The sequence below is a fragment of the Nonomuraea guangzhouensis genome (assembly GCF_019396345.1).
GTDB lineage: Bacteria > Actinomycetota > Actinomycetes > Streptosporangiales > Streptosporangiaceae > Nonomuraea > Nonomuraea guangzhouensis.
This window is the reverse complement of record NZ_JAHKRM010000023.1, coordinates 18,431-41,806: the sequence shown is the minus strand read 5'-3', so window position 1 is coordinate 41,806 and position 23,376 is coordinate 18,431. Positions and strand designations below refer to the sequence as shown.

The window sequence follows — 23,376 nt, the reverse complement described above, 5'->3', positions numbered from 1 at the left end:
AACCGGTAGGCGCGGTTCGGCCCACTCAAGTTTCGGGAGCATCCCAGTCCATGACCGATAAGTTCACGACGAAGGCCACCTATGGCCAGGTCTTCGCGGTCACACAGTTCCGTGCCTTATTCGCAGCTCGGCTGCTTGGCGTTATGTCGGACACGCTGCGGTCCGTCGCGCTGGCGGTACTGGTGTTCAGCCAGACCAGCTCGCCGTTGTTGGCGGCGGTGGCGTTCACGATCGGCTTCCTCCCACAAGCCGCAGGCGGCCTGTTTCTTGCCGCGATGGCGGACCGGTTCTCGCCGCGGACCCTCATCACCACGGGCTACGCTCTCCAGTGCGCGGTCGGGCTGCTGCTCGCGTTCGGACGCCTCCCGGTCGCGGTCAGCCTGCTCCTCGTCGCGGCCGTGGCCTGCCTGACACCGGTCACCACAGGGGCCGCGGGCCGAGTCCTGGCGGAGATCCTCACCGGCGATACCTACGTGCTCGGGCGTTCGCTGAACTACCTCGTCGCGGTCGCGGCGCAGTTGGTGGGCATGGCCGCTGGTGGGGCGCTGACCGCGTGGCTGGGCGTGGAGCGGACGATGCTGGTCACCGCAGGGGCGCATCTGCTCGCGTTGGTGATCAGCCGCCTGTTCCTGGCGCGCACCGAGGTGGTCCGCGCGGGCGGGTCGATCGTACGTAAGACCTGGCAAGGTAACGCGGCGCTCGTCTCCGCCCCCGGGGTCATCAAGCTGATCATGGTCCAGTGCCTGCCCGCCGCGTACTTGGCCGCAGCGGGAAGCCTGCTCATCCCGTACGCCGCGCAGCGTGCGTTCAGCCCAACGGAGACCGGCCTCCTGCTGGCAGCCACGTCGGTCGGCATGCTCATCGGCGACGTCGTTGTCGGGCGAGCGTTCGCGCCTGCCACCCGAGAACGACTCGTCCTGCCACTGCTGCTGATCATGGGCACGCCCTCGATCGCGCTCATCCTGGACCTGCCGTATCCGGCGGTCGCCGCGGTGTACGTGATCACCGGCGTGGGATCGGCCTACCTGCTCGGACTGCAGCGACGCTTCCTGGAGGCGGTCCCCGCTGACCTCCAGGGACAGAGTTTCGCGCTGCTCAACACCACCACCATGACCATCCAGGGGATCGGACCCCTGGTCTTCGGCGTGTTCGCGGAATTCCTCCCGGTCGGCCGCGCGATCGCCCTGACCGGGGTGAGCAGCGTGATCACCACCCTCCTCCTGCGCAAGGCGATCCGCCCACGCACGTCCGGCTGAGGCTGTCCCGAGAGCTCCGCCTCAGCGCCTGGTGGGTGCGGCTGCGGTACGAATGCGTGCAGTGGACAGTGCCCGGACTCGATCCGGATCTCTGGCCGCCGCCTATGCGCACGGTAGTGGCGTTCCTCCGCGCCATGGGTTGGGAGGGTCAGCCGTCCACATCGGGGTATGGCCGGCGGCTGTAGTCCTCGCGGGGTCGGTTTCGATTGCGTTGCCCCCTGACTATGGTCACGGCGGCTAGTGCGGCAATGAGTGCCCCTGTGATCACACCGACCAGAAAAGGAGACCACGCCCACCCAGAGAACACACCGACATCCCACGAAGAGACAGGGAGGGAAATGTTTCCTCAGGGACGGGAGCTTTGAAGATATCGCCGTTGCTGGGCGACGGAGTCAAAGTAGTGATCATTTATCCATCATGGTGTATCACGTCGCAGCGCGTGGGACGTGCTGATAGCCCCTGCGCGGCGCCCGTCCTCGTTGAATCGGCAACAACAAAATGATGGTGCGCTCATCCGGATACCAGCATGATCGGTCCTTGGTCCCTGCCAGCGGAACTCTGAACCTCAGGGTCTAGCGGCGTACCTTGAACTTCAGGTGCAGCACCCCATCACCCTGGATGACCACGTGGGGATGCTCCAGCAGAAGCTGCCCGTCGATGCTGCCGAAGTAGCGTTTGCCCGACCCGAACACCACCGGCACCACATCCATCGCCACCTCGTCCACGAGGCCGGCCGCGAGGATCTGGCCGCCCACCTCGCCGGCGTTCACCGCGACGGTTCGCTCCCCGGCGAGCTCCTGGGCCCTGTCGATCGCGGCCGTCACGTCGTCGACGAAATGGTACGACGCCTCGGGGTGCCAGCCCTCGGGCTTGGGCCGGTGGGACACCACGACCACGTGGTCGCCCGCGGGCGGCTGACCCTCCCAGCCGTTCACCAGGTCGAACAGGTTGCGGCCCATCACAATCGTGCCGATCGACTCCCACATCGGCCGGACGTATTCCGCCGACGCACGTGAGACCTTGAAGCGGTTGCCGGCTCCGGAATGATCGTACTGCTGGTCGCTTTCTCTGATCGGGGTGTCCCCGTTGAAGTACCAATCGTGGAGTGGCCCGACATCGTCGTTCTTGTCGGCGATAAAGCCGTCCACCGACACCACGTCGTGCATGATTACCGTGCCCACAGGTTCTCCTCAAGTCTCCTTGCGCGTTCGCCCCCAATCTTGTCGTCCGGGGCGGCGACCGGGCTTGTAAAAAATCAATCAGCGGGCATCGGGCCGCTGTCCGGTGGGAACCCCTGCTCGGCCGGGAATCGGCGCCGCAGGGCCAGGTATTCGGTCGGGGTGTGGCCGGTGAAGTCCTTGAACTCCCTGCTGAAGTGGGCCTGGTCGAAGTAGCCCGCCGTCTGGGCGAGCTCCGACCAGTCGACCGGACGCCGGGCGTCTACCGACAGGATCAGCCGCGCGAAGCGGTAGATCCGCGCCACCCGCTTCGGGGTGACCCCGACATGAGACTTGAACTGCGTGGCCAGGTGATTGCCGCTCACCCCGGCGGCATCGGTCAGCGCACCGATCGGGACCGCGCCGTGGGAAGTCTCCAAGCGCCTGCCTGCGTGCTGGACCAGGTCGAGACCGCGCGACGGTGCCTCGGCGAGTCGCGATCGCAGCTCCTCCTCCAATACCCGCAGTGTCTCGGTGGCTGATGCGGTGTCACCGACCTGGTTGCGGATCCGGTCCAGAGACCGTTGCCAGACGGCGTCGACCGGCACCCATCGGTCTCGCAGTTCCGTCGCCGGCATGTCGACGAACGGCGAAATCCCCCAAGGCTTGAAGTGCACCCCGACGAGCCGCACCCATGTGGGGTACTCGACGAGGAAACGCCTGGTCCATACACCCATGAACCACCCATCGGTCAACACTTCCGGCAGCACCGAAGGGTCGGAATCCCATAGGCGGGCGGGTCCGCCCAGATTGACGAACAGGTGTGCCGACGGCATCGGCGGAACGTTCGTCCGGCGATGGCGCGGGACCCCGGTGAGGCAGTAGATGTCGTCGATGAACAGGTCGAGCGGCGGGGCGGGCACCCGGCCGACGTATTCCATGGACCCAGTGTGGCCAACAAAGGTGCAATTCGCGAGGAAGGTCCATGCGCGCCGCCAGCCTGCTCACCTCGGTACGACATGCCCGTTCGGGCCTCTATCTACGCTCCGAGCCGGGCAACCGACTACTGGCGAAAGTTCAGTGAGGGCGAGGTCTCCGCCAAATGCGACAGCGTGGATAACAGCCCACCCCGGCTGAGCCGCAGAGTGGCTGACTCGATCACACCCGGCCGTATAGGTCCTGGCCGACACTCACCGCCTGGGCGTACTACGCCAGGCGGGCGCGGTGTACCAGTTCCGCCACGCCACGCTCGAATAACGCCTCGCCTACGCCCCCGGCCACCCGCCACCGGTGGCAACTGGATGGCCAGGCCACAGGGGACCTCACCCCTGGGTACGGTAGGGGACTGGACGCGCGGGCGGCGCCTGCCGGGTGTCGCCCAGAGGGCTGGCGAGTGCTCGCTCGAATCCGGTGAGGGCATTGATGAGATCAGGGGCCTCGAATGCGCGGTTGCGTCTGCCGATGGTGGTCTGTCGGAGTACTCCTGCCGCTGTCAGTTGATTGACGGCGTTGTTGGCTCGCTGGCTGGATCTTCCGATCAGGTCGGCGGCGGTGGCCACTGTGAGCACAGGAGCGGAGGGCAGCACTCGCAGCAACAGATCGACGGAAGATCCCGCGCGGACTCTCCCCAGTTTCCTTCGCCAGTCCATTTCCAGGGCATCAAGTTCCGCACCGAAGCGGTCCGTATCGATAATGGCGCGGGTCGTGTCCACGGTGAATCGATCGATGCACCTACCCATGGACTCCTGGGCCTCCGGGGAGTCGGCGGCGCCTTCATATCGGTATGAGGTGAGCGCGGAGATGTACGCGTCAGCGTGTGATGCCAAGATGAGGCTGATCGGCGGCACGAAACGGGATGCCAGTCCCCTACGCCGGAGGATCAGGTGGATGAGAGCCCGCCCAGTACGGCCGTTACCGTCCACGAACGGGTGGATCGTCTCGAACTGCGCATGCGCAATAGCTGCTTGGACGAGAGCGGGATGTTCGTCCCCTGACACGTATGCGCACAGGTCCTCGAGGAGCGCGTGCACTCGGTCCGGCGGTGGAGGGACGAAATCAGCACTGCAGGGTGACATCCCGGTTCCGCCGACCCAGTTCTGCTCGGTTCTGATCAGTCCACCGAAGCGTGCGTCCCGGGTCCCGTTGAGAAGCCTTCGGTGAAGATCCATCAAGCCGTCGACCTGTACGGCTGGTGCGTCCGCGAGCTCGAGGGCTGATTCCATCGCCCGGACATTTCCGAGGACTGCGTGCGCCGTATCGTCGCGCGCCTCTATGCCTGTACGTTCCGCAACGTCGGCTTTGGCCAGACGTCGCACGTTGATCTGCAGGCCTTCGATGAAAGAACTCGCTACGGCCTCGGCTCGCAGGAGAAGTCTGGCCAGTGCTTCAAGGCTGACCAGAGCGTGTTCGGAAGTGTTCAGCTCTATGAGTCGGCGTTCGACGTCGCTGACGTCCGCTGCGCGCTGTCCCGTCAGGATCAGCGGACGACTCAGCAGAGGGTCGGGAACGTAAGCTCTGTAGTCACAGCGCTGACGTTCCGCTCGCGTGGCGCCGTTCGGAGTGCCCTCCCACGACAGGGGGATGTACTCGGCCACAAGCGTTACCACCTCTCGCTCATAAGAACACTTAGATGCTAACCGTTCTTATGGAAGCAGCGAGAGAACTCCTGGGATCGCGGATGCGTCGTCGTCGGCCTGTGGGGAATCCCGTGGACCAGCCTGTCGAGGCCGACGTTCCGGATCTTCGTCTGCCGCACGGTTCGGCCGTCGCGTCCCGAAAGGCGGCATCCCGGTCGGCCAAGGTGTTGTCGAGGTCAAGCATCAGCAGCGACATGCCAGGCAGTAGAGCATGTCGGGCACGGCGCAAGCAGGTCCGCTTCCCGGACCGGGACGTACACGAACGCAGGGAGCATGTGGATGATGATGAGCGAGAGCCCGCGTCTGCGGGCGGCCGACCCCGGTGATTACGATCGCATCGTTGCCGTGGTGGATGACTGGTGGGGGCGGCCGATTCGGTCGATTCTGCCGCGGCTGTTCCTCGACCACTTCCATCGCACCAGCATGGTGGCTGAGGAGGGCGGGGAACTGGTGGGGTTCCTCGTCGGGTTCCTGTCCCCGTCCGTGGCCGACGCGGCCTACATCCATTTTGTCGGCGTCGACCCGCGCCTTCGCGGTAGTGGGCTGGGCCGGCTTCTCTACCAGCGGTTTTTCGAGCTTGCCAGGGCCGGGCACCGTACGAGCATCCGGGCGATCACCTCACCGCAGAACCACGGCTCCATCGCCTTCCACACCGCGATGGGCTTCACGGTCGTGGGGCCCGTGCCCGACTATGACGGCCCAGAAGTCGACCGGATCGTGTTCCAGCTTCAGCTTGAGTCTCAATGATGATGCCGGATCTTACGCGGCGAATCGGGCTGCGACGGCCTTGGCCTTGGACGCGGCGCCGTCGAGCGCGTGCTGGCGTGCAGCTTCGTGCAGCGGGATCAGGTGGGACATCGCTGGGTTGCGGGTGGCCATGGTGAGTTCCGGGACGATGAAATCGACGTCCATGGCGAGGGTGTCGGCGAGCACGGCGTCGGCGTTCTCCAGTTCGGTGAGGTTCCTGAGGACAAGGGCGTTGGGGACCTGGATCAGGCGCCCGCCCTCGTCGATCCTGCCCAGCTCCACGGCTGACAGCCCAAGCGCCTTGGCGAGATGGGCGATCTGGGCGCCGGCCTCGTGGGAGTTGCTGGAGACCAGGTGCGGGCACGACTGGCCGAGATCGAACAGGAAGCCTGACGCGGGCGCGTACGTCGAACCCAGCGAGCGGTCGCCGGGTCTCGCGTTTATCTCGACATATTGCCATCCTGATAATTACCGGCAGAGCGGTGGACAATAAGCGGCAATTAACCGTTTCGACCAGCTTGGACCAGCTGAAACTCGGTTCAAAATCGCCGTGGCGTCCTGGCCATCTTGCGCGCTACCGGAATAATCTGACGAATGCCTGGTGATTACCACCATCGCTCGGCGATATGCCCGACTACGGCGACGCGAGCCGCATTCCAAGAAAGGTCCTCGATGAAAACCCTCGGCCGTAACGTCCTCGCAGCGGCAACGCTGACCGCCTGCGCACTGTCGACAGTGGCTGTTCCCGCTGCCTATGGCGACACCCCACCGGCAAATGTCAAAAAGGGCGTCATCACCCATGACGATGCCTTGGCCAACTACCGCGCCTGCGGCACCAAAATGAACCCGGCTGCCTGGGCGATCGCCAGTGCGCCGGCCGCGTACTGGACTGCTAACAAGTCCAGCAATGATCCCCTGTGCCGGAAATTGGTCAGGGTCGACTACCAGGGCAAGGTCTATAAATTCCGGATCGGCGGGCGCTGCTCGAGCTGTGCGCCGAATCAATTGAATCTCAGCCAGCCGGCCTTCGAACAGGTCACCGGGAAGTCGGCGCCGGCCAAGATCGAGCTTCCCTGGGGAATCAGAAGGCCGTGGGACAGCTGAGCCGTGACCGAACGAGCGCCGCGGGCCGGAGGACGTCAGAGCGCGCAGGCGTCGCCGAGGACCGCGGCGACGCGATCCAGGACGGGGCGCGGCGGGGTGAACGGGACGCGCAGGTAGTGAGTCAGGGTGGCGTCGGCCGCGAAGCTCGGGCCCGCGACGAGCGCGATCCCGTGCTCGTTCGCATGGCGCACGACGGTGTCCGCAGGTACGGCGCTCAGCTGCAGCCACAGAGCCAGTCCGCCGGGCGGGCAGGTGAAGCGCCAGCGGTCGTCGCCGTCGAGCAGGGCGCAGAGGTGGTCGCGCTGCGCCCGCAACTCGTCCTGGCGCCGCCTGAGCACCGGATACGGGTCGCGCAAGAGCTCGGCGGCGACGAGCTGCATCATGGGAGCCGCCGACAGGGGCCCGGCCAGGGGGTGTTCCCGCAGGTCGCGTACGAGTGAGGCGCGCGCACGGATCCAGCCGACGCGCAGCCCGCCCCACACCGACTTGCTGGCCGACCCGATGAGCAGCGCACCGGCGATCCGCGGTATGCCGGCCGGCTCCTCACGCAGGTCCAGGTCGCGCAGTGTCTCATCGGCGACCACGGTCACCTGGTAGCGGGCGGCCAGTTCGGCGACGGTGTGGCGGACGCGCGGGGACATCAGCGTCCCGGTCGGGTTGTGGAAGTCGGGCACCAGGTAGGCGAGGTGGCCGCGCGCGGCGGCGAAGGCGGACTCCAGCTGCTCCAGGTCCCATCCGTCACCGGTGACCCGGACGCCGACCAGCCTCGTACCAGTGCCGCGCAGCACGTGGAGCGCGTCGACGTACGTCGGTATCTCCACCGCGGTGAGGCGGGGCTGGAAATGGGCCGCCAGCAGAGTCAGCGCGGCCCGCGTCCCGTTGGTGACCAGGATCTGTTCGGGCCGGGTGGCCGTCCCCTCGCGGCTGTAGCGCTCGGCGATCACCGCGCGCAGTTCCGGCAGCCCCGGCCTGGGCTCCCCGTGTTCGGCAAGAACGGGCCCGGCCCGCTCGGCCGCCCGCAGCGTGGCCTCCAGGTACTGCTTCTGCGGTGCGGCCGGGACGGCCCGGCGAAGGTCGATCATCGACCCGTTGTCCCCGGTCGCCGAGAGTGGGGCGACCCGGTCGGCCGCCGCCGCGGGCAGCCGGACAAGGCTGCCGCTTCCGTGCCGCGTGTGGACCCATCCTGTCTCGCGCAGCCGCGCCAGGGCGGCCGTCACCGTACCGCGGCTGACGCCCAGCGCCGCGGCCAGGCGGCGCTCGGCGGGCAGCTCGCTGCCGGGGCGGATGCGGCCGTCCAGCAACGCCTCCCGTACGGCGCCGGCCAGCGCCGTGCCGAGCGGCTCCCCCGTGCCGCGCCAGGACCCCAGAGCCCTGGCCATCTGCTGTTCTCCCATCCGCACTGGTCCAGTTTTCCACGATTGGACCAGGCGGCAGGGAGCCGGTCCGCCTACCGTCGTAACCGTTGCAGACGAGTTTCTGACGAAGGGCGAAACACCATGCATCCCACGCTCGCCGCCGACCGCGACGAGCTGCCCGAGCTGTTGCGGGCGGTTCAGGAGCACAGCGCCGACCTGCTGGGACATCTGGCCGAACGCCCGGTAGTCCCCGCGGCACCGATCCCCGAGCCGGCGGCGCTGCCCGTGCCGGGCGAAGGGCTGCTCGCGGCGCTGGCGGAGTTCGCCGCCCGCTGGGAGCCGACGCTGTCAGCCAGCGCCGGCCCCCGCTACTGGGGATTCGTCACCGGAGGGGTCACACCGGCCGCGCTGGCCGGTGACTGGCTGACCGCGACCTGGGACCAGAACTCCTTCACCTCCCTCGACGCAGCGGGGCAGCACCTGGAGCGCCAGACGATCGCCTGGCTGCGTACCCTGTTCGGCCTGTCCGACGACCATCACGGGACGTTCGTCAGCGGCGCGACCATGTCCAACACCGTCGGGCTCGCCATCGCCCGCGAGTGGATCGGCGAACGGACAGGCGTCTCACCGGCCGAGCACGGGGTCGGCGCCCTCGGTCCGGTGACGGTGCTGTCGGGCACCGCCCATTCCAGCGTGCCCAAGGGCCTGTCCATGCTCGGGCTCGGGCGCCGCGCCCTGGTCACCGTGCCCACCAGCCCGGGACGGGAGTGCGTCGATCCGGCGGCCCTGGAGCTCGCACTGCGCGAGGTCGATGGCCCGTGCATCGTGGTGGCCAACGCCGGCACCGTCAACACCGCCGACTTCGACGACCTGCGCGCCATCGCGGCACTGCGCGAGCGTCACGACTTCTGGCTGCACGTGGACGCCGCGTTCGGCGCCTTCGCCGCTCTCTCCCCCGCCCACGCCCACCTGTGCGACGGCCTTGACCTGGCCGACTCGATCTGCGTCGACCTGCACAAATGGCTGAACGTGCCGTACGACAGCGCCCTTCAATTCACCCGCCGCCCCGACCTGCAGACGGCCGTGTTCCAGAACGCCGCCGCCTACCTCGGCCCGCTCGGCGACACGCCCGACGGCGGCCACCTCACCCCGGAGAACTCCCGGCGCCTGCGGGCGCTGGCCGCCTGGTTCACCCTGCGCGCCTACGGACAGGACGGCCACCGTGAGATCACCGAACGGTGCATCGCCTGCGCCCGGGTGCTGGGCGAGGCCATTGAGGGCATCCCCGGTCTGCGGCTGCTCGCGCCCGTCCGGCTCAATGTCGTGTGCTTCACCTTGAGCGCCGACCCCACCGCTGAGCGACTGGCCGCGCTCAGCGAACGCCTCGCCGGCGAGGCGTTCCTCACCCCCACCGTCCTGAACGGCGTGCCCGCGCTGCGCGCCGCCTTCAGCAACTGGCGGACCACACCAGCCGACGCCCACCGCATCGCCGAATCCCTGCGCACCGCCGTGCGCCACTCCTGACAGGGAGGCCGCTCTCGGCTGAACCATCGTGATCAGGGCAATCAGGGTGCGAAGAGTTCAGTGAGGCAGCTATCGGCATGGCGGTGGTACGGGCTGGCCGCGCTGATCGTGGACGTGGCGGTGGTACCGGCTGGCCACACCGGCTTTTCGCCGTGGTCTGGCCGTGGCGGAGCGGGGAGCGCGAGGGCTTGCCCTCGCAGGGGAGGGGCCGAAGGCCCCGGGGGGCACGCCGAGGCCCTGAGGCGCGGAGCGCCTGATCGGGTGAGCCCTTGCCGTGCGCGTGAGCGCCAAAGGAAGAACGTCGAGCTTCCAAGAGCGCGAAGCGCCGATTGGCGAGCCCTTTGTGGGTGTCAGCCGGTAAACGGGTTTCAGCCCGGTTCGGCGAAGGAGAGTTCCGGGGCGCCGTCGCGGTCGAAGGGCAGGACGAAGCGGCGTGGCCAGGACAGTACCCCTTCGAGCCACCCCGCCCCCATGGTCTGCCCCACGTGCCGCAGCCGTGCCGAAGGGTCCACGCCGATCGCGACCGTGGTGATGTCGCGCTGGACGCCCTCGTTCTCGTCGTCGCCCAGGATGACCCGCCAGGCCAGAGACCGGTTGTGGTCGACCTCCATGGACAGCGGGTGGTGCCGCAGTGCCTTGGCTCGGTGGCCGAGCAGCTCCGAGTGCTGGAGTTCGGCGGAGCCGCCGTTGGGGGCGTTGCGGAACAGGGCGTACTCCATCGGGGGTGCGGGGCTGCGGAGGTTCGGGGCCGGCTGGCCGTACGGGAAGAGTCTGTCGACCTCGTGCAGCCAGCGCACCTGCGGGATGACCCAGGAGGCGCCGGGGCGCTCGCCGCCGCTCTCCACGGCGGCCAGCAGGCGCGTGGCCGTCTCCGCGGCCTTCTCGGTGAGCAGGGCCGGGTCGAACCAGCTCCGCAGCGACCAGGCCCGGCGCTGCACCGACCGTTCGATCAGGGTGGCCAGCAGGCACTCCCTGCGCCTGGCCGGCAGGTCGGACCAGGCGGCGGCCAGTACGCGCGGTACACCGGGCAGCGGGCGGTTGCTCACGAAGGCCAGGACGACCGTGTCGCACCAGATGCGCAGCCAGGCCCAGTCGGGGGCGTCGGCGAGGACGTCGGCCTCGCGCAGCTCGACCAGCGTGCATGCCTGCCCGGTACGGCACTGGCTGCCGCAGGCCGCCGATCTTCGGCCCCGGATCGGCGGGGGCGGGCCGGCCAGGAGCCGCTCGCGAGACTCGCCGAGGGGCACCCGGACGCGTAGCGGGCGGTCCATCCCGTCGGCGAACACCGCGGCGGATCCCGGCTGCAGGGAGACGACGTGGCGGGACTGTTCCTCGCTGAGGTTCATGGCCGCGCCGACGAGCTGCCGGTCGTCCTCGGCGGGGAGGCGGTGGACGACCTTCAGCGCGGTGTTCTTCACCACGTCGGTGACGAGCTTGGTGGGGATCTGCTCGGCCACCACGATGCCCTCGCCATAGGCCCTGATCTCGGCGAGCATGCCGGCCAGCAGTTCGACGGCGTGGGTGGAGGCGCGGCCGGTGCCGCGGTCGCGCAGCAGCCGGTGGGCCTCCTCGATGACGATGACGTGGCGCAGGCCGGTGGACTTCTCCTGCCTGGCCCGCATCCGCAGGTGCTCGACGATGCGGATGATCAGCGTGCCCATCAGGAACGCCTTGTCCTCGTCGTTGGCCACGTCCTCGATCGCCAGCACCACGTTGCGCTCCAGCAGGCCGCCGATGTCGGCCGGGTGGCCGCCCTCGAAGAAGCGGCCGGCCGAGCCGACTCGGAGCGAACGCAGCCGCAGCGAGATGAAGCCCTCGACGTCGGCCTGGACCTCGCGGCCATAGCCGATCTCCCTGATCACGTCCATGGCGTGCTGCTGGAGCAGTTCGAGGGTCGGCACGCTGGGCGGCACCTTGGAGCCCGGCACGGCGCCGCCGGTGACCACGTCCCAGCCGGTGGCCTCGTAGACGCGCTGCAGGGCCAGCGACATGATCTGCGGGAACGGCTCCTCGGCGTCGAACGCCGCCATGAACAGTGCCCGCACCATGTCGATGTGCGCCTGGACGGGGTAGCCGGGCTCGGGTTCCAGCGGGTTGATGCTGAACGGCACGCCCGCGGGCGCCGACGGGTTGATCACGGTGACCGACTGAGCCGCCACACTTGAATCCGGCTCCAGGCGCCCGGCCATGGCGGCGTACTCGGACTTGGCGGGCTCGATCGCCAGCCACGGGATGCCGGCCCTGCTGAGCTGCTCCAGCAGGTGCCGGACCGTCTGCGACTTGCCCGAGCCGGTGGCCCCGGTGACGAAGGCGTGCCTGTTGAGCGTGCTCAGCGGCACCCGGAACGAGCCGACGCACCGGTCCTGCCCGTCGAGGATCTCGCCCAGGTCCAGCTCGCCCTCCTCGGCCTCGGAGGTCACGTCGAAGAACCCCGAGTCGAGCACCCGTACGCCCGGCACCTCGCGCCTGGGCAGCCCGGCCAGCGCCGCGAGCGCCCCGGCGGTGGCGGCGAAGGGGGCGGCCGCGCCGTCGGCCGGGTCCTGCATGGTCAGGCCGAGCGCCTCCGACAGGCCGTAGACGGCGCCCTGGGCGCTGCGCAGCCGGTACGGATGGTGGCTCATCTCGACGGAGCCGACCAGGACAGGCGCGATCTGCCGCAGCTCCTCGGCCGTGGCGCCGCCGGCCAGCACGCGGACGTTCCAGAGCCCGGCCTCGCGGAAGGCGTCGAGCTCCTGCATGCGGCGTTCGGCCCGCTCGGCGTCGAACCTGCTGCGCTCGGAGGCGTCCCCGTACTGCCTGAGCACGTTGAGCTGCGTACGCAGGTGCGCGACCTCGGCGTCGAGCAGGTCGGTCGGCTCGGCCACCACCAGCCACGCGAACGGCCTCGACATGAGCGTGACCAGCGTCGCCTCGAACAGCGTCGGCCGCTTCAGCTCGTCAGGCTCGCCGAACTCACGCCGGCCACCGAGCGGCGGCGCCTGCCGTCCCGGGCACGGCGTCCACACCAGGTCGGCGAGGTCGGCCAAGTACTCCTCGTCGAGCTGCACCCCGCGCGCCCCGCCGGGGAAGAGCAGCGGCTGCGGACCGGCCGGCACCCCCGGCGCGTCGGTGGCGCGGCGCGGCTGGCGCGGCGGCGACAGCGGCCCGGCGTTGGTGATGAGCTCCAGCGGCGCACCGGAACCACGGGAGAGCCAGCCGATGACGAACGGCCGGTCACGTTGCGCCGCGGACAACACGGCGGGCAGCACGGTGACGAAGTCCCACTCCGCCGACGAGCTTCGCGAGGGTGCCGCGATCGACTGGATTCGGTACCAGGGCCCGCTCAGCGAGACACTCGGCTGCATTTCATTCCCCCACAGACGGTTGTTAGTAAAGTCCCGCCGACCGTCCGCACGTCACCTTGACATTGACCATGTCATTACCTTTCCTTGCGCCAGTCCAGGCGTGGCGGCGGTGGCCCGAGGTTCGGTGGCGGCTCGCCATCGCCGTCTCCCCGCTTTCCGTCGATCGCTAGTACGGCCTCGCGCACGTCCTCCAGCTCGCCGAGCGTGGTCTTGGGGAATGTGAGGATTGCCGGGTTCGCGTCAGCCAGGCGGACCCGGCGGCCCTGCGCGGTCGCGTCAGTGACGATCACGGACGTGGTGGGCAACTGCTGGAGCTGATGCGGCTCGACGAGGAACTCCCGGGAACGCTGCAGCACCCGCTCCTTCTCGGCGATCTTGTCGGCCGTCCTGCCCCACTCCGTCGACTCGGCGAGGTCCTCCGCGAGGTCCGTACGGTTGTCGTCGCGCGCCCCCGAGGCGTCCTCGACCTCGGAGATCGTCGAGGTGTAGCCGCCGTCGAGGCCGGGGATCGAGTCGCTGATCGTCTCGGTGAGCTGGGCCAGCTCCAGCCGGTGCTCGGTGCCGACGTGCTCGCTGGCCACCCTGGCGTCCTCGGCGTTGCCCAGGCGCATGAACGCCACCGCCGCGTGGCCCCTGCCGAGCCGCTCCCGTACGGTCGGGGTCAGGCTCCGGTACGTCAGGACCAGGCCGGTCCTGGACGTCTCACAGGCGTCCATGAGCCGGTCGAGCACGTCGCCGCGGAGCTTGTCGGCGCCCGCCACGATGATCGTGTGATACCAGGGCCGGTCAGAGGCGGGCGATTGGCGCAGGATGTGGGTGAGCGCGGTGGCCACGTAGGTGCCGAGGACCCGGTTGCCGAACACACCGGCCTGCCGGTCCATGCTCACCACCCTGAGCCTGGCCGGCGGCAGGCGTACGGCCTGCGTGCCGAGCGTCTCCAGCTTGCGCAGCTGCGACTCCAGGGCCCAGGCGCGCTCGATCACCACCCGGTCGCTGACGCCGCGCCCGAACAGCGTGCCGATCCGTTCGAGCTGCGTCGCCGTGATCAGCCCGAACCTCAGGTCGTCGCGCGGGTCGCCGACCTGGGCGAGCGCCCGCAGCGCGGCGGTGACCTGGTTGATCGTGGCGTTCTCGCCGAGCACCTCCAGCACCCGTTCGAGGATCGCGTTGTCGAAGCTGAGGTCGCGCGTGGTGCGGTGCTCCTCGCTCACGCTGACCACGTGCGCGAGTACGTCGGCGAACGCCTCGGGCTTCAGCGTCGCACCCAGGTCCAGCCGGGGCAGGTCCGTCGGCAGCACCCAGACCAGCGGGTCGTCGCCGCCCCGGCGGGCCAGCTCGATCAGGTCCTTGGCGACGGCGCCCTCGGACAGGTCGAGCACGGTGAGGTGGCCGCCGCTGTAGAGGCGGGTGGCGCCGAGCAGCGTGATCAGCGCCGACCAGCCGGGCAGCGTGCCGCCCGCCACGTCGATGCGGTCGATCTCGTCGGGGACGGCCACGGCGTACCAGGTGAGCTGGCGGTCGTGGCGTTCCTTGACCTCCTGCCACTCGCGGTAGCGCTGGGCGTGCTCCTCCTGCGCGCGGAACAGCTCTTTGTCACGTTCCTGACGCTGCCGGTCGTCGCGGGCCTGCTGCTCGCTCACCCGGTAGCGGACCGCCCGGTCGCCCTGGGCGAGCGCGTAGCTGCAGATGATCGCCACGCCGCCGGCCGCGACCAGGCCGAGCAGGGCGAACGACCACTGCAGGAGGCCGGCGACGGCCAGCCCGAGTATCAGCACCGTGAGGATGACCATGAACACCCGGAAAATACGCACAGGCCGGTTGAGCAGGTCTTCCTGGAAGCGTTCGCGGCGCAGCAGCTCCTGGTCGGCCACCGCGGAGGTGGCCGCCTCCTCGGCGGGCGAGGGGCGTTTCGGCGGCGGTCCCGGATCAGGGTGCAGCAGGATGTACTGCCAGCCCAGGTAGATGCGGTCCGCCTGAAGCTGCGCATGCTCGGGATGCACGTCCGCCACGTGACCCTCCGGCCGCGATATGTCGTTAGTGGGAGCTGACCCTCCGCTCCGTGACAGCGTATGAGCTACACCCCCTGCTGCGGCAGGGTTCTCGGCAATTAGACCAGCCAGATGGGAGGCTAGCGGCAGATGGGGCAAGCGTGACCTATTACCATCCTTACCCATGACGGAACCCTCCGGCAGCAAGAACCCCAAACGCCCGGTAGTGGTGCCCGCAGTGGCCCTGGTGGCGGTCACCGCCCTCGGCATCACCGCCCTGCTCGGCGGTTTCGCCGAAGTTCCCGATCCCGCGCCTCCCCAATACGGTGAGGGAGCGGTGCTCGACCAGGGACAGTTCAGCACCCAGTTCGTGACGGCCAAGGTGACCACGCAGAAGGCCACCGCCGACTGGGACACCGACAAGCGCTTCGTGGAGCTGGTCTTCAAGGTGACAAACCAAGGCAAGGCCACGGCCATGGTCGGCCTCCCGCCGGACAAGCCGGAGCGCGCGGCCGCGCTGACGAGCTTCGCCGGGTCGCTGGTCAAGGTGACCCCGCAGGTGCAGGTCAAGGGCGTGCCGACGGTCTACAGCCTGTCGAAGAACGCGAAGAGCGGCCAGCTCCAGCCGGGCGTCCCGACCACGGTCATCCTCCGGTACGACCTGGACAAGGGGGCCACGCCCCCGAAGAAGATGACGCTGGACGTAGGGGGCTTCGTTTACGAGGGGGGCTTCAACGACCCGAGCTTCCACTGGAGCATGGAGTCGGAAGAGGAGGACGACGTCCAGCAGGCTGTCGTAAAGGCCCAGGTGACGCTCCCGGTGCACGACGCGGAGACGGCATGACGGCCACGGCTTCCCGCCGCCCGCGCGGTCGCGGCTCCCGTTCCCGCCGGCCGGGCGGCTCACGCGTGCTCGGCGCCCTCGCCGGCCTGGTGCTGCTGGGCAGCGCCGTCGGCCTCCAGACGCTCAACCTGACCCCGAACGAGATCAGCGCGCCCATCACCACCGTCGGCGCCAAGGGCCAGGACGTGAACGCGGGCAGGTTCGCGGTACGCGTCAACTCGGTCGCGTCGGCGCGCGCCGTGCAGGGCGCGTCCGGGAAGGTGGAGACCGAGCAGTTGTTCCTGGTCGTCCAGGCGTCCGCGACCTCGGACACCAAGCCCATGCACCTGGGCACGCCCGCGCTGCTGACCCCGGACGGCGTCACCTACGACGCCACGGACAAGATCGAGTCGACCGAGACGCTGGCCAACCCCTGGGTGCAGCCGGGCTTCTGGGTCAACGGCTACTTCGTCTTCGAGATCCCCCCGTCGGCGCTCGAAGGCGCGCGGGTCGTGTTCAAGCTGCCCGGAACCGCACTGGTCGAGCCTTTCGAGCCGGAGGCCGAGGTCGACCTGGGCATCGACGGCCCGGCGGCGGCCCGGCTCAAGTCGGCGCCCAGCGATGTCTACACCCTGAAGAAGAGCTGATGAGCACAGACGACCGCGGCTGGTTCTCCCCTCCGCCCAGCCAGAATCCGGACCCTCAGCGTCAGCCCCAACCCCAAGCTCAGCCCCCGGCCCAGCCTCAGGGGAGGCCGCGACGCCGGCGTCCGGTCGCGCCGTCGCATGCCGTGCCGCGGGTCGTCCCTCCCGACCAGCAGGTGTGGCCGCCCAAGCGGGTGGAACTCACGGTGGAGAGCTCCACCCAGCCGCTCCCGGCCGTCCCCAGCGCCGGGCCGCTACCCCGGCCCGCCAAGCAGCCCCCTGCCGTAGCCCCGCCCCTTCCGGTAGCCCCACCCGCAGAGCCACCCGTAGAACCACCGGTGGAACCGCCCACCATCGAGGTCCCGGCCGCCGTGGCTCCGCCGCCACGCCGGCGCCGGCCCGTGCTGACGGCGCTCGGGGCCGCGGCCGCGCTGGCCGTGGCGCTCGGGGCGCTGAGCTACGACCGCTATCACGTCTACCTCGTCCGGTCAGGGCAGGCTTCGCCGAAGCATGAGCAGGTGGTGGCGGCCGGGCAGTCCGTCACGGTCAAGCACGTCACCTGGAAGTCCACGCTGGAGACCGTGCCGCAGTTGCCCGGCGACAAGCCCCAGCCGGGATCCGCCTACGCCAAGATCGACATCGTCCGGTCGGCCGTCGACGCGGACGGCGCGGTCAAGACGGGCAAGCCCAAGGAACTCTTCGTGACGGATCGCCGGGGTCGCACCTGGGTGGCTCTCGTCGCCAACGACACGACGCCGCCCGAGAAGATGGAGGTCGGCAAGCCGTACCAGATGACGGCCTACGCCCGGGTGCCGGCCGCGCAGGCGGGCGAGGTCGAGCTGCTGCTCACGCCGAGCAACTACCGCTCGGACATCCCCACGAGCAGACTGATGACCACGAAGACGGAACCCGAAGAGGACGTGCTGCGCTTCAAGCGCTGACGCCCGTCAGGCGCTCAGGCGCCGGCACCCACCCGGCCGTCAGGTACGGCGGGCGCCGGCGCCATCCGGCGGCCACGCGTGGCCGCGATGTCGAACGCGGCGGCCAGCAGGGCCATGGTCAGGACCGTGACGAGCAGGTTCTTGACGAAGTCGACCGGAGCGCCGATGGCCATCCAGAACCACTCCGTCCTCGACCCGATCAGCGTCCGCACGCCGCGCATCGCGTACTCCGCGCCGACGTGCAGCGACACGTAGCACAGGCACATCATCCCGAACAGCGCCATGCCGCCCGTCAGCGTCTGCCTGAAGGAGTTGGCCAGGGGCACCCAGCGCTCCTGGAAGCCGCCGGTGACCCTCTCGACCGACTTCTGGGTGAGCGTGTGGGTCGAGTAGAGCTTGTCGATCCCCTTCTCGAAGCGGGTGTCGCGGAGCATGGTACGGGCGTCGTCGGCGTACGTGCCGAAGACGAGCACCGCCACTGTGAGCCAGGTGAGCGGGATGAGGACACCGTCCACGATGTACGGCCAGACGTCGCCGACCGCTCCCCAGAACGCCTCCCAACCCGGGATGCTCTGCTCGGCCTGCGACACGAGCTGACCGGAGGTGGACACGGCGGCGCGGTGCGAGACCCAGTCGGAGCGCGCGTTGGCCAGCACGAAGGTGGCGTTCAAACCGAAGAACACCAAGGCGAACTCCGACATCGCCGTGGCCAGGCCGGAGACCTTCCCGTCCCCCCGCTCCACCATCCTGCTGAACAGCGCGCGCAGCAGGAACGCGACGACCATCAGACCGAGCGAGATCCGCCAGTCGAGGTCGATGAGCCCCCGCCCGACCGTGCTGCTCCTGCCCAGAAAACTGTCGCTGAAGAAGTCGTCGATGTTGTGCAGGAAGTCGGTCTGTACGAAGTTCCGGGCGTCCTCGACGTGGAACCCCCAGGTCAGGTAGATGACCGCGAAAGCCGGGGCGACCCGGTTCATCGAGACCCAGTAGCGCTCGTCCTCCTCGCCCGACGCCCGCCGGGCGTTGATCTCCCAGAGCGCGCCGCGCAGCGACCACAGCATGCCCGCGGTGACCGTCATCGACGCCATGACGATGAGCGTCAGCACCGCGATGGTCACGACCAGGCGGAACTGCCGGGCATCTCCATGAGAGATCTCGGTGCCGAGATAGAGCAGCGCGAACCGCACCGCCTGACCGGCCGAGAACCAGGCGATCAGCGGGAGCGCACACTTCCCGGCGATGCGTAGCGCGTGCAAGGGCAGCGAGAACGGCGACGGCATCGGTCCCTGCCCTGGTGCGGGCACGGGCCGGGACGGGGCCATCACTCCTGACAACGCAGACACCCACGGGATCCTACAGACATGTCGACACATGCGCCTATCAGGCATGATGATCGTCCGCTGCCCTCCCGAACCGGACCGTAATGATCAGCGCGAAATGGTGACAACAAACCCGGAGCGCTCAGCACAATCCAGCGGGATTCTGAGGGACCATGGCGGCATGGAATCGCGGCCCGCACTGGACACAGATCCGCGCGTGGTCGGGGAGCGAGTGCGGGTGCTCCGGCAGGCGGCCGGCGTCTCGCTGTCCGAGCTGGCCAAGCGCGCCGGCATCGGCACGGCGACTCTGTCCGGCCTGGAGACCGGCACGCGCAACCCGACAATGGAGACGCTCTGGGCCATCACCGCCCAGCTCGGCGTGCCGATCGGCGCGATACTCGACACGCCGCCGTCGCCGCAGATCATGCGGGGCACGGCGGTCGAGGCGTCGCTGCTGGAGCTGTTCGAGGACGAGTGGGTGACCTACGAGCTGTATCGGCTGCGCATCCCGTCCGGCATCACCCAGACCTCGGCCCCGCACCTCGAAGGGGTGAGCGAGCACCTCACGGTCTACAGCGGCACGCTGATCGCGGGCCCGGTGGACGCGCCACTGACCGCGAGACCGGGCCACCACATCTCGTGGCTATCGGACGTCCCGCACAGTTACCGCGCGGTCGGCCCGGAAGAGGTCAGAGCCTCACTACTGATGCGCTACCCGACGCCGGCCCGTCCCTGAGGAGCGCTCAGGCGGCCAGGGCGGGCTTGCACGTACGGCAGGGCCGGTAGCCGGCCTCCTGAGCCTGGGCGAGGCTGCGGAAGCCGTGCCGGTGCGCGGAGGTGATGCGCCGGGCGTTGTGGCAGGTCGGGAAGCACACCACACCGGTGGTGTCGCTGGCCAGGTAGAACACCCTCTCCCGCGCCAGCCCGCGCAGCGCGTCCAGATCCACGCCCTCGGCCAGCAGCAGCCGCTCCTTGTCCGTCGCGCCGAACACGTAGTCGCCCGCCACCCCGTCCGACCTGATCACCCGGTGGCACGGGACGAGCAGCGGGACCGGGTTCGCGCCCAGCGCCGCACCCACCGCGCGCACCGCCTTGGGCCTGCCCACCCGGGCCGCGATCCAGGCGTAGGGCCGCACCTCTCCCCGGGGGATCGTCCGGGCGGCGAGCAGGACGTCGCGCTGGAAGTCGCTCAGCCCCCGCAGGTCGAGCGCGAGCCCCGAGGACCGTCCGGTGCGCAGGGCGGGCAGCAGCCCGGCGGGCGGCCGGTCGGCGGGCAGCAACGGACGTCCGGCGCGGGCCCTGAAGGCCGCGGCGAAGCCGTCGCCCAGATGAACGTAGGCGATGCCCTGGTCGGTGAACGCGACGGACACCTCCCCGAGCGGGGTCGGCGCCGTCACCCAGCGCGCGGCGATCCGGTCGAGCAGCCCGTCGGGCGCGTCCGTGGCGAGAGCCGCGAGTCCGGCGAGCAGCGGATCCTGGGTCATTGGGCACCTCCTGGTGTGCCTAGTGTGCGCAGTCGCTTCAGTCCCCGCGACACGTGCGACTTGACGGTGCCCTGCGGAACCCTGAGCACCGTGGCGATCTCACTGACCGGCAGATCGACGACGTGCCTGAGCACGACGGCCGCCCGCTGTTCGTCGGGCAGCATCCCGAGCAACTCGGCGAGCTCGTCACCGGTCTCATGCCGGGCCGCCGCGTCCTCGACGCTCTCCCGTGGATCAACGGTGTCGACCGGCTCCTCACGCAGGTCGGGTGGCGGCTTGCGGGACTTGGTACGGGCGCAGTTGCGCCAGATGTTCAGCAGAATGGTCAGGAGCCAGGCCCGCGGTTGCAGGGCGGCGATCCGGTCCCGCTCATAGCCGGCCATGGCCCGGTAGGCACGCAGGAACGTCTCAGCGGTGAGGTCCTCGGCGTCGGCCCACCGACCGCTCAGCCGCAACGCGGTCGAGAACACCACGCCGCGATGGACGCTGAACAGCTCGGCGAACCCCTCATCGAGGTCGTCGAGCAGCGCCTTTCGCACCGGGTCGAGGCAGTCGATATCACTCACACCAGGTAGAACACCGCCGGCGCGGATTCGGTTGCGCACTTGACCGGCCATGGTCTCACCGTCTCGTCACGGCGCCCGGCCCCGTGCGGGATCAGCGGCCGTATTCCTGGAGGCCCCCAGCTCTGTGCGGCGGGTGGCGGCCTGGTGGGCCGTGCCGTAACAGAAAGAAAGAGAGCCACAACAGCGGCAAAACGAAAAGACCCGCGCCCAGGAGAACGCGAGCCTTTTCTGGAGACAGACGGATCAGACGGCCACGGCCAGCTGGGAAACCTCGCCCAGCTTCGCCTCGACCTGGACGTCACGCGTGACGCCGCCGCCGGCGATGATGCGCACGGTCCAGTCGCCCGGTGCGGCGAAGAAGCGGAACACGCCCTCGTCCGACACGACGACTTCGCCGGTGAACTCGCCGGAGTGGTCGAGCAGCCGCGCGTACGCGGTGCCCGCGCCCGTCACGACGCCCTGGATCACGGCCTGGTTGGCCAGGTCGATCCCCGCGGGCAGCGCGATGGTCTGCTCCGGAGCTCCGCAACCCGGTGCGGCCTGTGTGGTCTGTGCGGTCTGAGTGGTGCTCATCAGCGGGCCTCCCCCAACTCGATCGGCACGCCCACGAGCGAGCCGTATTCGGTCCACGAACCGTCGTAGTTCTTCACGTTGGCCTGGTCGAGCAGCTCGTGCAGCACGAACCAGGTGTGCGCCGAACGCTCGCCGATGCGGCAGTAGGCGATCGTGTCCTTGTCGAAGTTGACCCCCGCCTCGCCGTAGAGCGTGCGCAGGTCATCGTCGGTCTTGAACGTGCCGTCGTCGTTGGCCGCCTTGGACCACGGGATGCTGCGAGCGGTGGGCACGTGGCCCGCGCGCTGCGCCTGCTCCTGCGGCAGGTGGGCCGGGGCGAGCAGCTTGCCGGTGAACTCGTCGGGAGAGCGGACGTCGACCAGGTTGAGCTTGCCGATCGCGGCGACCACGTCGTCGCGGAAGGCGCGGATGGCGAGGTCCTGCTCCTGGGCCACGTAGGAGGTCTTGGCGCGCTGCGGCACGTCCCTGACCAGCTCGCGCGAGTCGAGCTCCCACTTCTTACGCCCGCCGTCGAGCAGCTTGACGTTGTCGTGGCCGTAGAGCTTGAAGTACCAGTAGGCGTAGGCGGCGAACCAGTTGTTGTTGCCGCCATAAAGCACGATGGTGTCGTCGTTGGAGATGCCGCGCTCGGACAGCAACGTCTCGAAGCCGGTCTTGTCCACGAAGTCACGGCGGACCGGGTCCTGAAGGTCCTTCTGCCAATCGACCTTCACGGCGCCACGGATGTGGCCCTTGTCATAGGCACTGGCGTCTTCGTCGACCTCGACGAGGACGACGCCGGGGGTGTCGAGATTGGCCTCGACCCATTCGGCATCCACCAGGACGGCGGAGCGGCTCATTGGGGAACCTCCAATTTGGCGGCGGGCAGTAGACGGCGAATCAGCAGATACGTTTCGCAGCCAAGGCAGAATCCGAAGGCTGCGTTGAGGAAAGCGGCGAGGAGAGCCGCGGCCGTGGCCACGAGGGCCAGCGGCGTGATCCCGGCGAGGTATCCGACCAGGCCCGCGACCGCGAAGACCAGCCCGACACCCTGCGCGAAGCGGGGCGGGCGGGCGTCCTCCGTCACCTTCGGAGCGCTCTTGACGAGCGCCTTGAACAGCGTCCCGTACGGCGAGCGGTGTGCCACGCCGAGTGCGAAGACCAGCGCCTGAGCGGCGAGCAGCACGGTGGCAGCCGCCGGCCACACGCTCCCTGTCACCAGGACGAGGGCGAGGACCACAGTCGTAATGGTCGCGCCGAAGCGCAGCGCTCTAGGGTCGGCACGCATCGAAGGATGCTCCTGAAGGGGGTCGGATTGGGGCGGATCGGAAGTCCGCGCGAGACCGTCCTCAGGCAGCGCGACAGAGCGCGGTGGCTACGCGGCAGAAATCAACCGCGCGCCGCTTCGTCAGCAGCTCTGTCGATGGGTTCATGGCGATGACACTACCCGCCGTCTCGCCATCTGTCACATGTCGTCCGGGTTTTGAGACGAAACGTGAGACACGGCCCCTGCCAGAGCGGCGAGGACGTCCGCCTTGCGGGGCTGGCCAGAGGCCCTTTTCACGATATTTCCGGAGCTGTCGAGGACGAGGACCGTCGGCGTACGCATGATGTCGAGCCGCCGGACCAGATCCAGGCGCGACTCGGCGTCGATCTCGACATGCGTCACGCCGGGCACCAGCTCGCTGACGTCGGCCAGCACCCGCCGGGTCGCCCGGCACGGCTGGCAGAAGGCCGTCGAGAACTGCACGAGCGTCGCCCGCTCCCCCAGATCCGCACCCAGGTCGGCCATGACCAGGCGGTCGTCCGCCTGAGCCGTGTCGCGCACCCTGCCGTCGCGGCGCAGCCGTACCACCCCGATCCCCGAGCCGAGCGCCAGCGTCGCCAGCGCCACCCACAGTCCTGCCATCCCCTGGTGCAACTTCAGGCGGTCCGG

22 protein-coding genes are annotated in these 23,376 nt (G+C 69.1%); 8 read left to right on the top strand and 14 right to left on the bottom strand.

Annotated elements, in window-relative coordinates; all coding sequences use genetic code 11:
- The first annotated feature begins 50 nt into the window (after positions 1-50).
- A complete protein-coding gene (locus KME78_RS39825; protein WP_219534672.1) occupies positions 51-1,256 on the top strand; it encodes an MFS transporter in 1,206 nt (401 codons plus the stop codon).
- A gap of 572 nt (positions 1,257-1,828) precedes the next feature.
- On the opposite strand, the gene KME78_RS39820 is transcribed toward KME78_RS39825, so the two are convergent.
- The 3 genes from KME78_RS39820 to KME78_RS39810 all read right to left on the bottom strand — a co-directional run bounded on the left by KME78_RS39820 (position 1,829) and on the right by KME78_RS39810 (position 5,007).
- Positions 1,829-2,437, bottom strand: coding sequence for a dihydrofolate reductase family protein (locus tag KME78_RS39820; RefSeq protein WP_219534671.1), 609 nt, complete (start codon positions 2,435-2,437; stop codon positions 1,829-1,831).
- A gap of 74 nt (positions 2,438-2,511) precedes the next feature.
- The gene (locus KME78_RS39815; protein WP_219534670.1) at positions 2,512-3,354 is read right to left on the bottom strand and encodes an AraC family transcriptional regulator; all 843 of its coding nucleotides are present in this window, start codon (positions 3,352-3,354) and stop codon (positions 2,512-2,514) included.
- Positions 3,355-3,735: 381 nt separating this feature from the next.
- Positions 3,736-5,007 (bottom strand): Fic family protein, encoded by a 1,272-nt coding sequence (locus KME78_RS39810; protein WP_219534669.1) that lies wholly within the window; start codon positions 5,005-5,007, stop codon positions 3,736-3,738.
- A gap of 327 nt (positions 5,008-5,334) precedes the next feature.
- On the opposite strand from KME78_RS39810, the gene KME78_RS39805 reads away from it, so the two are divergent.
- Positions 5,335-5,796, top strand: a complete 462-nt coding sequence (locus KME78_RS39805; protein WP_219534859.1) for a GNAT family N-acetyltransferase — start codon at positions 5,335-5,337, stop codon at positions 5,794-5,796.
- Between the two features lie 12 nt (positions 5,797-5,808).
- Here the strand turns inward: KME78_RS39805 and KME78_RS39800 are convergent, their stop codons facing one another.
- Complete coding sequence (locus KME78_RS39800) at positions 5,809-6,078, bottom strand: hypothetical protein (RefSeq protein WP_219534668.1); 270 nt, start codon at positions 6,076-6,078, stop codon at positions 5,809-5,811.
- A 390-nt stretch (positions 6,079-6,468) separates the two neighbouring features.
- Here KME78_RS39800 and KME78_RS39795 point away from each other — a divergent pair, with 390 nt between their 5' ends.
- Complete coding sequence (locus tag KME78_RS39795; RefSeq protein ID WP_219534667.1) at positions 6,469-6,900, top strand: RlpA-like double-psi beta-barrel domain-containing protein; 432 nt, start codon at positions 6,469-6,471, stop codon at positions 6,898-6,900.
- A gap of 35 nt (positions 6,901-6,935) precedes the next feature.
- On the opposite strand, the gene KME78_RS39790 is transcribed toward KME78_RS39795, so the two are convergent.
- Positions 6,936-8,279, bottom strand: a complete 1,344-nt coding sequence (locus KME78_RS39790) for an aminotransferase-like domain-containing protein (RefSeq protein WP_219534666.1) — start codon at positions 8,277-8,279, stop codon at positions 6,936-6,938.
- A gap of 117 nt (positions 8,280-8,396) precedes the next feature.
- Between KME78_RS39790 and KME78_RS39785 the strand changes: the two genes are divergently transcribed.
- Positions 8,397-9,779, top strand: a complete 1,383-nt coding sequence (locus KME78_RS39785) for a pyridoxal phosphate-dependent decarboxylase family protein (protein ID WP_219534665.1) — start codon at positions 8,397-8,399, stop codon at positions 9,777-9,779.
- A 368-nt stretch (positions 9,780-10,147) separates the two neighbouring features.
- Here the strand turns inward: KME78_RS39785 and KME78_RS39780 are convergent, their stop codons facing one another.
- A complete protein-coding gene (locus tag KME78_RS39780; protein ID WP_219534664.1) occupies positions 10,148-13,123 on the bottom strand; it encodes an ATP-binding protein in 2,976 nt (991 codons plus the stop codon).
- A gap of 74 nt (positions 13,124-13,197) precedes the next feature.
- Positions 13,198-15,132, bottom strand: coding sequence for a hypothetical protein (locus KME78_RS39775; RefSeq protein WP_219534663.1), 1,935 nt, complete (start codon positions 15,130-15,132; stop codon positions 13,198-13,200).
- A 163-nt stretch (positions 15,133-15,295) separates the two neighbouring features.
- Between KME78_RS39775 and KME78_RS39770 the strand changes: the two genes are divergently transcribed.
- From KME78_RS39770 to KME78_RS39760, 3 genes are all read left to right on the top strand, one after another.
- The gene (locus KME78_RS39770; RefSeq protein ID WP_219534662.1) at positions 15,296-15,955 is read left to right on the top strand and encodes a hypothetical protein; all 660 of its coding nucleotides are present in this window, start codon (positions 15,296-15,298) and stop codon (positions 15,953-15,955) included.
- Entirely contained in the window at positions 15,952-16,581 is a 630-nt protein-coding gene (locus KME78_RS39765; protein WP_219534661.1) for a hypothetical protein, read from the top strand. The genes KME78_RS39770 and KME78_RS39765 overlap by 4 nt, the downstream gene beginning before the upstream one ends.
- A gap of 335 nt (positions 16,582-16,916) precedes the next feature.
- Positions 16,917-17,519, top strand: a complete 603-nt coding sequence (locus tag KME78_RS39760) for a hypothetical protein (RefSeq protein WP_219534660.1) — start codon at positions 16,917-16,919, stop codon at positions 17,517-17,519.
- A gap of 14 nt (positions 17,520-17,533) precedes the next feature.
- Here KME78_RS39760 and KME78_RS39755 read toward each other — a convergent pair whose 3' ends face one another.
- A complete protein-coding gene (locus tag KME78_RS39755; RefSeq protein WP_219534659.1) occupies positions 17,534-18,862 on the bottom strand; it encodes a hypothetical protein in 1,329 nt (442 codons plus the stop codon).
- A gap of 157 nt (positions 18,863-19,019) precedes the next feature.
- On the opposite strand from KME78_RS39755, the gene KME78_RS39750 reads away from it, so the two are divergent.
- Positions 19,020-19,574 carry a helix-turn-helix domain-containing protein gene (locus KME78_RS39750; RefSeq protein WP_219534658.1) on the top strand — a complete coding sequence of 185 codons (555 nt, stop codon included), beginning with the start codon at positions 19,020-19,022 and terminating at the stop codon, positions 19,572-19,574.
- Positions 19,575-19,581: 7 nt separating this feature from the next.
- Here the strand turns inward: KME78_RS39750 and KME78_RS39745 are convergent, their stop codons facing one another.
- The 6 genes from KME78_RS39745 to KME78_RS39720 form a co-directional block, all read right to left on the bottom strand.
- Entirely contained in the window at positions 19,582-20,322 is a 741-nt protein-coding gene (locus KME78_RS39745; RefSeq protein WP_219534657.1) for a methylated-DNA--[protein]-cysteine S-methyltransferase, read from the bottom strand.
- Positions 20,319-20,888 (bottom strand): RNA polymerase sigma factor, encoded by a 570-nt coding sequence (locus KME78_RS39740; protein ID WP_308127306.1) that lies wholly within the window; start codon positions 20,886-20,888, stop codon positions 20,319-20,321. The genes KME78_RS39745 and KME78_RS39740 overlap by 4 nt, the downstream gene beginning before the upstream one ends.
- A 243-nt stretch (positions 20,889-21,131) precedes the next feature.
- On the bottom strand, positions 21,132-21,461 hold the full coding sequence (locus KME78_RS39735) for a DUF1416 domain-containing protein (RefSeq protein ID WP_219534655.1): 330 nt from the start codon (positions 21,459-21,461) through the stop codon (positions 21,132-21,134).
- Positions 21,461-22,300 carry a sulfurtransferase gene (locus tag KME78_RS39730; protein ID WP_219534654.1) on the bottom strand — a complete coding sequence of 280 codons (840 nt, stop codon included), beginning with the start codon at positions 22,298-22,300 and terminating at the stop codon, positions 21,461-21,463. Before KME78_RS39730 ends, KME78_RS39735 begins: the two co-directional genes overlap by 1 nt.
- On the bottom strand, positions 22,297-22,728 hold the full coding sequence (locus KME78_RS39725) for a DUF4395 domain-containing protein (protein ID WP_219534653.1): 432 nt from the start codon (positions 22,726-22,728) through the stop codon (positions 22,297-22,299). The genes KME78_RS39730 and KME78_RS39725 overlap by 4 nt, the downstream gene beginning before the upstream one ends.
- A 177-nt stretch (positions 22,729-22,905) precedes the next feature.
- Entirely contained in the window at positions 22,906-23,349 is a 444-nt protein-coding gene (locus KME78_RS39720; protein ID WP_219534652.1) for a thioredoxin family protein, read from the bottom strand.
- Positions 23,350-23,376 lie beyond the last annotated feature (27 nt).